The 12356-nt window shown below is 37.3% G+C and carries 11 protein-coding genes; 4 read left to right on the plus strand and 7 right to left on the minus strand.

All coding sequences use genetic code 11. From position 1 onward, the window contains the following. Nucleotides 1-100: 100 nt before the first annotated feature. From ACIF8R_RS03960 to ybaK, 6 genes are all read right to left on the minus strand, one after another. Nucleotides 101-703: a histidine phosphatase family protein gene (locus ACIF8R_RS03960; RefSeq protein WP_396479220.1), complete on the minus strand. Its 603-nt coding sequence runs from the start codon at nucleotides 701-703 to the stop codon at nucleotides 101-103. Then, nucleotides 696-1751 carry a nicotinate-nucleotide--dimethylbenzimidazole phosphoribosyltransferase gene (cobT, locus tag ACIF8R_RS03965; RefSeq protein WP_396479222.1) on the minus strand — a complete coding sequence of 352 codons (1056 nt, stop codon included), beginning with the start codon at nucleotides 1749-1751 and terminating at the stop codon, nucleotides 696-698. Before cobT ends, ACIF8R_RS03960 begins: the two co-directional genes overlap by 8 nt. A gap of 2 nt (nucleotides 1752-1753) precedes the next feature. Next, nucleotides 1754-2272, minus strand: coding sequence for a bifunctional adenosylcobinamide kinase/adenosylcobinamide-phosphate guanylyltransferase (gene cobU / locus ACIF8R_RS03970; protein WP_000939712.1), 519 nt, complete (start codon nucleotides 2270-2272; stop codon nucleotides 1754-1756). Next, on the minus strand, nucleotides 2260-2886 hold the full coding sequence (locus ACIF8R_RS03975) for a 2'-5' RNA ligase family protein (protein ID WP_396479515.1): 627 nt from the start codon (nucleotides 2884-2886) through the stop codon (nucleotides 2260-2262). The genes cobU and ACIF8R_RS03975 overlap by 13 nt, the downstream gene beginning before the upstream one ends. Before the next feature lie 105 nt (nucleotides 2887-2991). Next, nucleotides 2992-5139 (minus strand): bifunctional mannitol-1-phosphate dehydrogenase/phosphatase, encoded by a 2148-nt coding sequence (gene mtlD / locus ACIF8R_RS03980; RefSeq protein ID WP_396479224.1) that lies wholly within the window; start codon nucleotides 5137-5139, stop codon nucleotides 2992-2994. 429 nt (nucleotides 5140-5568) lie between these two features. Next, nucleotides 5569-6033 carry a Cys-tRNA(Pro) deacylase gene (gene ybaK / locus ACIF8R_RS03985; RefSeq protein ID WP_396479226.1) on the minus strand — a complete coding sequence of 155 codons (465 nt, stop codon included), beginning with the start codon at nucleotides 6031-6033 and terminating at the stop codon, nucleotides 5569-5571. Between the two features lie 191 nt (nucleotides 6034-6224). Here ybaK and ACIF8R_RS03990 point away from each other — a divergent pair, with 191 nt between their 5' ends. The 4 genes from ACIF8R_RS03990 to ACIF8R_RS04005 all read left to right on the plus strand — a co-directional run bounded on the left by ACIF8R_RS03990 (nucleotide 6225) and on the right by ACIF8R_RS04005 (nucleotide 10874). Beyond that, nucleotides 6225-6527: a hypothetical protein gene (locus ACIF8R_RS03990; RefSeq protein WP_396479228.1), complete on the plus strand. Its 303-nt coding sequence runs from the start codon at nucleotides 6225-6227 to the stop codon at nucleotides 6525-6527. Nucleotides 6528-6761: 234 nt separating this feature from the next. Further along, nucleotides 6762-8135: an AarF/ABC1/UbiB kinase family protein gene (locus ACIF8R_RS03995; protein WP_288421022.1), complete on the plus strand. Its 1374-nt coding sequence runs from the start codon at nucleotides 6762-6764 to the stop codon at nucleotides 8133-8135. Between the two features lie 228 nt (nucleotides 8136-8363). Then, nucleotides 8364-9647 (plus strand): acyl-CoA dehydrogenase family protein, encoded by a 1284-nt coding sequence (locus tag ACIF8R_RS04000; protein WP_396479517.1) that lies wholly within the window; start codon nucleotides 8364-8366, stop codon nucleotides 9645-9647. A gap of 21 nt (nucleotides 9648-9668) precedes the next feature. Further along, nucleotides 9669-10874: an acyl-CoA dehydrogenase family protein gene (locus tag ACIF8R_RS04005; protein WP_001053241.1), complete on the plus strand. Its 1206-nt coding sequence runs from the start codon at nucleotides 9669-9671 to the stop codon at nucleotides 10872-10874. Between the two features lie 117 nt (nucleotides 10875-10991). Here ACIF8R_RS04005 and ACIF8R_RS04010 read toward each other — a convergent pair whose 3' ends face one another. Then, on the minus strand, nucleotides 10992-12215 hold the full coding sequence (locus tag ACIF8R_RS04010; protein WP_396479230.1) for an alkane 1-monooxygenase: 1224 nt from the start codon (nucleotides 12213-12215) through the stop codon (nucleotides 10992-10994). Nucleotides 12216-12356 lie beyond the last annotated feature (141 nt).

Below are 12356 nucleotides of genomic sequence, written 5' to 3' on the forward strand. Positions count from 1 at the left end.
AGGAATAGTAATAGCTTAATTTTTAGCAATGACAGTACGATTACATGATTTTAAATATCTTTATAAAAATAATAACTTACAAGTGTATAAAAATATAAAACTACTCTCTCAACATGAAAGTTAATTGACCATTTGTTTGAGAAAACTCTAAAGAATATAACTTCCCAAGCTCGGCCGGCATTTTAAGTAAATCATCTAAAGGTTGTTGTCTGGCTAAACAAGCCAATAGCTTAATCACCCCACCATGTGTAACAACCAATGCATGTTGCCAATTCTGGTTTTGCATACCTACGAGTAAATCTTGAAAACCATTTAAAACTCTCTCTTGAAACTGCATTAACGTTTCTGCGCGAGGTGGACAATATTGACTTGGTTTTTGCCAAAAGTTTGCAAGTAGTTCGGGTGAAGTTTCGTAAATTTGCTGAGTTGAGACACCTTCCCACTCACCAAAATACATTTCCTTTAAGTCATGATTTACAAGTAAAGGCAGCTGAGTTGTCTTCGACAACTGCTCAGCAAAACAAGCACAACGTTTTAATGAAGAACTTACAATGACATCCCATGTCTGGTTTGAAACTTGCTCAATGGTTGACTGCATTTGCTGCCAACCTTTTGCTGTTAACTCATCATCTAAATGCCCACGTAAAGTATGGCTATACTGACTTTCACCATGTCTGAGCAAATCGATCCTAAATTTACCCAATTTTATCCCCGCTTACAGCAGCTTGAGCAAAGGTAGCCATTTGGTTGTGTAATACACATGCCATTTTAACTAATGCTAAGGCAGTACCAGCACCACTACCTTCACCTAAACGCAAGTTCATTTTTAAAATCGGGTCAGCATTGAGCTCTTGTAAAATACGGCGATGTCCATATTCAGCCGATTGATGACCAAACAACATCCAGTCACGTACTTTAGGGTTAATCCGCACAGCGCATAAAGCGGCTACAGAACTAATAAAACCATCTACAATCACAGGTAAACCTACTTGTGCACATCGAATATAAGCACCTGTAATTGCCGCAATTTCCAAACCACCTACAGCACAAAGTGTTTTGAAGACATCACCAATGACATGTTTGTGATGAAGCTCAATTGCTTTTTCAATTACTTCAATTTTATGTCTTAACTGATCGGCACCAATTCCTGTACCAACTCCCGTTAATTGCTCAGCAGTATCATTTAGTAAAAGACAAGCCAAGGCAGAAGCTGAACAAGTGTTCCCGATTCCCATTTCACCTGCAATATAAATATCTGCGCCATCGGCCTTAGCTGTATCTACACTCTTTTTTCCCAACTCTAAAGCAGCACGACATTCGTCAGCATTCATTGCGGCTTGTTTGGCAAAATTTGCTGTGCCAGCACGAATACAATGACGCTCAACACCTGCATATTCATATGCTTCACCCACTGTGCCACAGTCAATAACTTGTAAATGAGCTTCATGATATTTAGCAAGTACACTAATTGCTGCGCCACCCGTTGTGAAGTTTTGCAACATTTGACGGGTAACAGCTTGAGGATATGCAGAGATATTTTCTTCAACTACGCCATGATCACCTGCAAAAATTGTGATCCATGGATGGTTAACTTGTGGATGTGCATTTGACTGTAAACTGGCAAGTGTAATTGCAATCTGCTCTAGGTCACCTAAGGCACCTGTAGGTTTGGTAAGTTGGAGTTGATGTTGCTCAGCTTGTTGTTTTGCATCTAAATTAGGTTGCTGTACAGATTCTAACCACCAGTTCATTTTTATTTCTCACCTTTTAAAATCATTGGAAAACCAGCCACACAAAACACAACTTTATCTGCAATTTGTCCTAAAGCCTGATGTAGCCTTCCTGCTTCATCGACAAAACGGCGGCTAATTTCACCAAGTGGCACAACGCCTAAACCCGTTTCATTACTTACTAAAATAATTTCTGACTCGAGTGTGGGTAAAACTCTTAACAGCTGCTCACACTCAAATTGTTGAATATTTTGATCTTCTAAAAGTAACAAATTGGTTAGCCAAAGTGTTAAACAATCCACCAGAATAATTTGGTTAGGTCGATCAATTTCTTGCAGAGTTTTTGCTAAAAATAATGGTTCTTCAACCAAAGACCAGTGAGCAGGACGCTGATTTTGATGATGGACAATACGGCTTTGCATTTCTGGATCAAGCGCTTGTGCCGTAGCCACATAAGTGACAGCTAATTGCATAGATATGGCCGTTTGTTCAGCCAATCGGCTTTTGCCAGAACGGGCACCACCTAAAATCAATTGCAACATGAATCACCTAAAAACGAATACTGATACGGATACAGCTGACCTTGTAAAGTTTGAGCCTGATAATAGCCAAAGGTTAAATACTCTACTTTAAGATCAAATTCAGCGTATTTGTATTGTACAGGTAATTGAGAAATTTTTTGCAAAATCAAATCACTACTATAGATATTTTTATATAACCCTAGCGTGATGTGCGGACAGTAACTTAAAGCTGCAATTTCATTAGAAACTAAACCTAACTTTTGACGTATGAGAGATAAGACATTTTCTGTGTCTCGTATTTCTACAAATAAAGCACTACTAAAACTATCAACCGAACCAATTTTTAATCGAAATGGTGCAATATCTTCTTTTCTTAAAATTTCCCTTTGCTGTGTAAACTCACTAAAACTAAAGTCGTCACTATGAACTTTAATTTCATGGCTTAAGAACCCACATATAAATAGCGTGACATGATATTGCCGGTGATTAGGTTTTAATAGAAATTCTGAAAAATGCGCACGCAAGGTATCTAAATAATCAACTAATTTTTGATCATTAATTTCTAGATACCATAAAGCGTAATTTTGACGCCCACAGTGCCATTCAGGATAATCCCGTATAGGTGTCGGCACCATGAGTGTTGAGGGTTTTAACAGCACAGTTTTAATTCAAAATCATTCAAGTTCTGTATTAAAACATGTTTGCTTTTAAATTGTAGAGCCTTAATTTATTAAGCGAATTTAAACATATTGAGTACCTGTAGTTTTGGCGTTGGTAATACTCATGTTCAAGGGTTGTTTGTCTTGTTCAGAAAACAAATATTGAATAAGTTGAACCAACTCAACTTCAAGTTGTCTTCTTTGAGATGTACTCAGGTCTAAGGTCTGAATTTGCTGTTGCAAATGTTCAACCGCTTTAGTCTCTTCAATTTCTAAAAATTGAATTGCATAGGCATAACCTAAAGCAGCACCTTTTAATAAATTTTTATAAGGCAAATCATGACGAATATTCACTTCAATTGATGCCATAACACGTTCATTATGATTGAGTTTGCGTAATGGATCTCTAGCTACGCGTTGGCAAGGATCTTTAAATGCATATTCACATGAGTCTAAAAAACTTTGCGCTATTCGATCCAGATCTTTTGCATAGTTAGGTAATGCAATTGCAAGCCCTTGCTTCACTTCTGTAATTAAGTGCTCTGCAAATGCTTTAACGGAATGATCGCCCATGGCAACACCGATAGATTCATAACCCATTAAAGAGGCATACCAAGCAAGCATCGCATGTACGCCATTCCATAGACGGTTTTTAATGAGTTGAATATCTGTAATTTGGTCAACCAATACCACCTGACGCAACTTTTCAAGTAAAGGACTGCCTTTCTCTACATATATTGGCATATCGGTTTCACTATGGAACAGAATTAAATCCATGCTTTGTAATATATGCCCCGGCTGGAAATTACGACGCATGTTATCAACATAGATAGAAGCCTGATTTTGCTGATCTTGAGTCAGTTTATTGCAGTCTTCAATTTCGGTTTGTTCTTCTTGCTCCACATCTTCTAAATGCTGTTCAAGAAAATTATGCTTAATACGGAGCTGACGATATAAACTCTGATTAGAAAGTTTTGAAACCATACGATTAACTACGGTGTCGCAAAAGTAATGCTCTTTTAAAATATGCTCCGTTACATCTTCATCGTTGGTTAACTCTAGTAGAGCTTCTCTCAGATGCTTCATCACTAAATATTTCGCACCGACTTTATTTAAAATAATTAGAAAGGTTAGCGGTTCTATACATGTTTCAAGTGGTGAGTTAAAACGTGCATATAACCCTTTTGCAATTATTTTTGCTTCAGCTTTGATGGCTTGTTCGGGTAAACAAAGTGCAATTAAACTTGAATGGATATACATCTCTAACATTTGTTGTTCATTGTCAGAATCAACAATGGTCATATTCTCAATACGTTCATCATAAGAAAATTGCCCATAACGAATACTGTAAGCTCCAAACGCATTTACAGCTTCGCGGAAAAGACTATTTCTTGTTGACGCAATAATACGTTTTGGTTTCGTATAACCATCCCAATGCGACAAGATTTGTGCTACATAACCACCGCCAATTGCTCCAAAACCATGTATCCCAACATTAAGCTGATTCAGACTTTGCGGAAAAGGTTCCAGCATCTCTGGCATATCCATAACAGGAATAAATTGGTCAAGATCTGTTAAGAAGTCATACATCTGATCATAATAAAAATGCGCTTTATCTAACATTTCATCATTTGGTTCTTTAATATCTTTTAATAAAATCGTTAAACCTTTCGATGTATGCGCTGAAGTTAAACCATTTTCCGAATCTTCAAACATAAGACACTGGTTAGCGTCTAAATGAAGTTGACTAGCCGCTTTTAAAAAGATTTCTGGATGTGGCTTCCCTTGTTCTACTTCATCTCCACAAGTAATCACATCAAAAAACTTATAAACATTCGCATTAATCAAATATTCTTCGGCAATTGCTCTACGGCTTGAAGTCGCAACAGCCATTCTTAAACCCGATTTTCGTAAACGTTCTAAAACTTGAACTAATCCCTTTTTAATAGGCACACCATGTTTACGAATATGTTCAAGCTCCATCTCATCAGCTCTTTTTCGTATTTCTCTATATGGCACATCTACTCCATATAAACGTTGTGCAAGCTTTTCCGCCGTTGTTGCACTTAAACCCAAACATTGCATTAAATATTCGTGAGAAAACTCCTGCCCAATGAGTTCTTGAGATGCCTGTTGCAATGTTTGAAACCGTAAACGCTCAGTATCAAACATTGTTCCATCCATATCAAAGATAGCTCCATGAACAGGTTTTCCATGAAAAATAAGCACGTTTTTACCTCTTTTTTGATCATGTTTTATTCAGGGTATACAAAAAATCACTAAAAAAGGTAGGATGATAATAAATGAAACATTAGTGGTTATTTTTTAATCAAAAATATAAGTATTCTGTTACTGAGCTAAGTTAAAAGCTCAAAAAAGTTGAATAATAAAAATAATCCTGAAACTGAGTTTAAGTACAAAAGTAGCAAGCCATCCTCGCTTGCTACCTTTGCTTATTCTTTTTATTGCGCTGATAATGTTTATTTTTCTTAGGTCCATTTACTGCTAAATAAACCTGCATTCTTTTTATTATGTCTTGCAGGTATACCAATACCAGAAGCGTTTATAACTCTTGTTATTTTCTGGTAGAACCAAACACCACTTAATAATGATAATCATTTTCATTTAAGATGTCAACTTGTAATACCCTACTTTTAATTAATCCAGTACATCTACAAATTGCGCCGTTAATATCTGTGCTAGATCTTTAGGGTTTAAACCAATATCTAAACCTCTTTTACCACCACTTACATAAATTTTGCTGAGCTCTTGTGCAGATGCATCAATCACAGTTTTCAAACGTTTCTTTTGGCCTAATGGACTAATTCCCCCCACTAAGTACCCTGTCAAACGTTCGGCATCTTTTGGATTTGCCATCTGCAATTTTTTACACCCAACCGCCGTTGCAATCTTTTTTAAACTGAGCTGATGATTAACAGGTATGATTGCGACAAAATAATTTTTTTCATCGGTAACAAGAAGTGTTTTAAACACCTCATTTACATCAAGGTTTAATTTTTCTGCGGCTTCTAAGCCAAAACTTTTAGCACTTGCGTCATGTTCATATTGATGAACAGAAAATTCAATTTTATTACTTTTTAACAGTCTACATGCAGGTGTCATAGGATTTTAGATTTTAATGAAATGAGGTTGATTATATTTATTTTAAAGAAAAGTTTAAAATTTGCTTAGGCTATTTACATCATTTACATGAAAAATCAAACAGACACTGAACAAAAAACAATCTGAACTTGATATTGAGTGGATGACTCCAATATATTTAACTGAGATTTAAAGTCTGAACTGGCAAATTTATGAGTTATAAACACAACAATCTGATGGCAATGCGTCACCGTTTTTGGGATGAGTCGTCAGATCATGTATTAAATGAAAAGCAATTTTTACAGCAGACCTTAATCGAACAAGGCATTTTTAATAATGCGACTTTTGAGGATGTTAAGTATTTTTTCTATACATTGCCTAGCATTATCATTGTAAAGGCTCATGCACTTGGTTTTATGCATGATTCTGTCAAGCAATTGGTTATTCAACATATTCAAGCTAATCGTATCCACTTAATGCAAAAGGCTGAATTAAAAATTCAGTTTAAAATGTGAGTTAGCGGTTAATACCTAACGGCTTTTTAATCTAGCTTCTCTTTCTGAAAGACTTGTATTTTAATTTTCATTATACCACTTAGGCTATTTACAGAAAATTAAGATACAAAATGAGACTTTCAACTCACCATTCAGTCTGAGGGAACTATTTTAATACGTTCAAAACATGTAATATTCGTTACAATTTTAGATCACCAGCGTTTGGCTGCATGATGCGCATAGGATTCTATTTTCATGTCAAATCAGAACGATAAGCTTAAGAGTTTAAAAACTTCTTCCATGGATCGACGCTTATCAATCGCGAAAGCTTCTTTACTGGCAGGAACACGTTGGGCTACTGCGAGTGCCTCTACCCTCTTTTCTAGTGAAGAAGAAAAAGAGAAGAAGCGTAAAAAGGCAATGAGCGAGCAAGCTAATTATCTTGTTTCTGAAATTGGCAAACTTAAGGGTTCTATTGTTAAGATTGGCCAAATGATGGCGCTTTATGGTGAACATTTTTTACCAGAAGAAATTACTCAGGCATTAAATACGTTAAACAACCAAACCGTTGCTTTAGACTGGCCTGCAATTAAGCCGCATTTACAAGAACAACTCGGTTCAAAATTAAACGACTTAACGATTGATCATGAACCTATTGGTACAGCGTCTCTTGCACAAGTTCATCGCGCTATTCGCAAATCAGATGGCTTAGAGTTAGTTTTAAAAATTCAATATCCTGGCGTGGCAAGTGCAATTGACTCAGACATGAGTTTATTTAAAAACATGCTTAAGCTTACACGTATGGTGCCACAAACCCGTGAGTTTGATCAGTGGTTTGATGAAGTACGTGAAATGATGCATCGTGAAGTCAATTATGATGTAGAAGCAGCAACCACTCGCCGCTTTGGTGAGCGCTTGAAAGATGATGAGCGCTATATTGTTCCTACAATTGTAGATGAATACTGTACCGATCAAGTCTTATGTATGACATTTGAACGCGGCGTACCTATTAATAGTCCGGTAATGCTCTCTCTTCCACAAGAACGTCGTAATCAACTTGGTGAAGCATCATTAGAGATTGCAGTTCGTGAGATATTTGAATGGGGCGAAATGCAAACTGACCCTAACTTTGGTAACTACCTTGTTCGTTTAGGTAATGGCCAAGATGTTCAGGACAAAATTGTACTATTAGATTTTGGTGCGATCCGTCAGTTCGATGAACACTTACTCTCAGTTGCGCGCAATCTCATACAAGCGGGTTATCAGCATGATAAACATGCGATGGTCCAAGCAATGACTGGATATGAGTTTTTTGATGCAATGCCTGAAAGTATTAAACCTGGCATGGCCGATGTCTTTTTACTTGCGACCGAAGCATTCAGTACCCCTGCAAATAATCCAGATATGCCAGCTGGCCTGATGGATGAACATGAACGTTATGACTGGAAAAAAAGCCAGTTGCATAGTCGTGTTATGCAACAAGCAAGCAAATCAATGGCGTCGCGCTATTTCTCAGTCCCTCCAAAAGAGTTTATGTTTATTAGCCGTAAGTTTATTGGTGCATATACATTTATGACTGTTATTGATGCCAAAACAAATGTACGTCGTATGATTCGTAACTTTGCTTAATTTATCAAGACTAGAATGGCTCTATGTCATTCTAGTCAATCCAAACAAAATGATTCTTTTTAAAAATTAATTTTCATTTATAAAATCAAACACATAGAATCAAGTTTATTTTACTCTTACCATTTATCTACTCATTTTTTGAATGTCAGTAACGACATAGTTTTTTCTTATATAGCGTGTCAGCATAAAACAATAACAATGTGTTAGGACACCATAATCATGACAAATATGATCAATAAAGCCCAAGGGTTGGGTTTATCGCTGATCACAAAACTAGCTGGAAGCGATGTACTTGATCAACTCAAACTCCGTAAATTTCTTGAAAAGTCTCTTTATCAAGGTTCAAAAGCTGGTTTTAGAGCATTAAGCCAAACTCAGAAAGCATTTAAACCAAAACAAATTTCACAACAACGCCTACCTCAACAGAAGAAAAACCTATTTGATTTAAGCCTGACTGAAGAACAACAAATGACTTCTGATGCAATGTCTCAATTTGCTCAAGAAGTTTTACTAGGATTAGCTCATGATGCCGATCAATCAGCACAATTTCCAGAAAGCCTTTGGCAATATGTTGAAGATTTAGGGCTAAATTATTATGCCCTACCAGAAGCACTAGGTGGCGTTGCTGCCGAACAAAATATAGTCAGCAACTTATTGATTGCTGAAAAACTAGCTGAAGGTGATTTTAGTCTTACAGCGGGATTACTCAGTACATTTAGCGTTATTAATGCAATCACACGTTGGGGTTCGACTGAGGTTCAGTCAATGTATTTGCCTTGCTTTGCTGAAGACTCAGACATTACCGCAACCTTTGCAGTACAAGAGGCAACTCCAGCATTTAACCCTTATGTTTTAAAAACCAAAGCTTCTCTTGAAAATGATCAATATTTTATAGATGGTGAAAAAACTTTAGTCATTTTAGGTGACCTGGCTGATGTGTTCTTGGTGAGTGCTGACTTTAATGGCAAGTCGGATGTATTTGTAGTGCAAGTGGGTGACACCATTTCCATTAAGAACACTCCAGCAATGGGCCTCAAAGCAACAGAAACAGCTACTTTAAAATTCAGTCATACACCTGCTCTACGACTAGGTACAACAGATTTTGATTACACCGCCTTTTTAGATTTAGGCAACTTAATGTGGTGTGCAATGGCTGTAGGAACCTGTGAAGCTGTAAAAGCCTATTGTATTAAATATGCCAATGAGCGAACTGCTTTCGGAGAACCAATTTCACATCGTCAAAGTGTCGCATTCATGATTGCAGATATGGCAATTGAAATTGATGCTATGCGTATGCTGATTCTAAATGCCGCAAGTCTTGCCGAAGCAGGTAAACCTTTCCATCGTGAAGCATATTTAGCTCGACTTCTTTGCGCAGAAAAATCCATGAAAATAGGAACAGATGGCGTACAAATTCTGGGTGGTCATGGTTTCACAAAAGAGCACCCAGTTGAACGTTGGTATCGTGATTTACGTGCAACCGCAATTTTACATTCTGGCCTACATGCTTAAGATCAATCAGAGGATATTTTCATGAATTTACAAAATCCAAAAAAATTCAAAATGATGATTGATCAAGCACATGATGTTGCGATCAATGTTTTACGCCCTATTTCTCGTAAATATGATAAAGCAGAACATGCTTATCCAAAAGAACTTGATATGCTCGCTTCACTCATTGATGGCATGAATGAAGGTGGTGAAGGAATTAATGCAGGTGCTGCCGGTGCAGGTAAACGTGGTGAAACTGATAATGAAGGTGTCCGTAATGGCACCAACATGTCGACAGCACTTGGCATCATTGAAATGTGTTATGGCGATACGGGTTTATTGCTCAGCATGCCACGTCAAGGTTTAGGGAATTCTGCAATTGCTGCAGTTGCAAATGATGAGCAACTAGAACGTTTTAAAGGTACTTGGGCTGCTATGGCCATTACTGAACCCGGCTGTGGTTCAGACTCTGCTGCTATCCGCACTACAGCAACTAAAGATGGCAATGACTATATTTTAAATGGTGAAAAGATTTTCGTAACCTCTGGTGAACGTGCAGACTCTGTGGTCGTGTGGGCTACCCTCGACCGAAAACTTGGACGTGCAGCAATCAAGTCATTTGTCGTACCTAAAGGCACACCTGGAATGAAGGTTGAGCGCCTTGAACACAAATTGGGAATTAAAGCTTCTGATACAGCAGTTATTAGTTTTACTGACTGTCGTGTGCCAGCTGAAAATCTTTTAGGTAATGCTGAAGTAGACGTTGCTAAAGGTTTCGCAGGTGTAATGGAAACTTTTGATAATACACGCCCACTGGTCGCTGCTATGGCCATCGGCTGTGCAAAGGCTTCTTTAGAACGTATTAAAGAAATTTTTAAAGACCAGTTAGATCCAGATTACTCAACTCCATATTTGCAGACCTCTAATCTTGCGGCACAAATTTACCGTATGGAAGCCGAATGGGAAGCAGCACGGTTACTTATGCTGAAAGCAACATGGATGGCTGACAACAAGAAACCGAACTCAAAAGAAGCTTCCATCGCCAAAGCAAAAGCAGGTCGTGTAGGTAATGAAATCACTTTGAAGTGTGTCGAGTTAGCAGCAAGTGTTGGCTATAACGAGGATGAATTACTTGAAAAATGGGCACGTGACTCAAAAATTCTCGATATTTTTGAAGGTACTCAACAAATCCAGCAACTTATTATTGCTCGACGCGAGCTTGGTAAATCTTCAAGTGAATTAAAATAAGAGCATTGCAAGGGAGTTTAAATTCCCTTGCTGTTTAGTACTACCATCTATATGCAAAATAAAAACCCTCTAATCACCTGATTAGAGGGTTTGGTATTTCAGGAATATATTTTTTATTTATTTAGCTGGTGTAACTTCTAATGACTTATCAACTACTCCGAATTTTTTAAAGATTTTTGCACGACGCTTTGGTGAAATATTTGCTTTATTTAAATCACCTTTGTAGTGATCAAATACACGCTTGTCCATCATTTTAAACCACAGTGAAGGAATCAGTGCTGGTAGCAACATACTTGCATAACCACTTGGTAACTCAGGTGCTTCATCAAAATGACGCAGTGCCTGGAATGGACGAGTTGGATAAGCATGATGGTCTGAGTGACGTTGTAACTGATATAAGAACAAGTTTGTCACTACGTTGTTATTATTCCAGCTATGCTCTGGCATTGTACGTTCATATTGACCATTTTCTTTTTTCTGGCGCAATAAACCATAATGCTCAATGTAGTTAATAATTTCGAATAGACTAATACCGTAAAATGCTTGTGTTGCTAAATAAGGAATTGTGCCTTTACCAAAAATGCCGACCATAGAAGCATGGAAAGCAGCACTCATACCCCAGCCTTGCAACAACTCGTTATCAAGTGACCAGAACTCTTTACCTTTACGTTTTAGACGGTTTTTCTCAATTTCAATTGCTGACTTGAAAGAACCAATCACTGTACGTGGCCAAAATTCATAGAATGTTTCACCCATACGTGAAGATGCTGGGTCTTCAGGCGTTGCCGCACGTTTATGGTGACCATATGGATGCTCAATACGGAAATGGTTATAACCAGTAGGTACTAAAGCAAGATGAGATAAAATATGGTCGATACGATCATGTTTATGGCTTAATTCATGGGCTGTATTAATTGCAATACCATTAATTGCACCCATTGAAATACCAAGCAAAATTTTATCAATAAATGAAGTAGTTTTACGGCTTGTTAAATAACATGCATAAACATTTGCTGCATATTGTAATGGGATAAAGCTCTTCACCAAACGTGAATAATACGGGTCTTTTTCAAGAAGTTTAATTTCTTCATCGGTTGGATTACGTGCATCTTTACCAATGATCGTATCAATTGCAGGAATCACAACGTGTAATAAAAGTGGGCCACCTAAAGCAAATACTTTCTTTAATGGGCGTGGACCAAAATGGTAACCAGCTAAAATACCTAAACCAATTACAGGTAGAGCCGGACTAATCATCCATAAATAGCGCTTACGATCTATCTCACGCATAGACGCTGGCACTGGCATAAGTTCTTGCTGAACATTTACTGGTGCATTCATAGTCATATTTCCTTTTTCTATATATCTATATAGTTAAAGAAATACCATTTGCTTAACAGTTGTAACCGTCCAAAAAACCTATTTCAAAGTCTTTGGCATTTTCTTCCACTTTTTTGTCCTAAAAACACATGTTGATCTATT

The sequence above is a fragment of the Acinetobacter sp. ABJ_C4_1 genome, from assembly GCF_044538495.1.
GTDB lineage: Bacteria > Pseudomonadota > Gammaproteobacteria > Pseudomonadales > Moraxellaceae > Acinetobacter > Acinetobacter nosocomialis_A.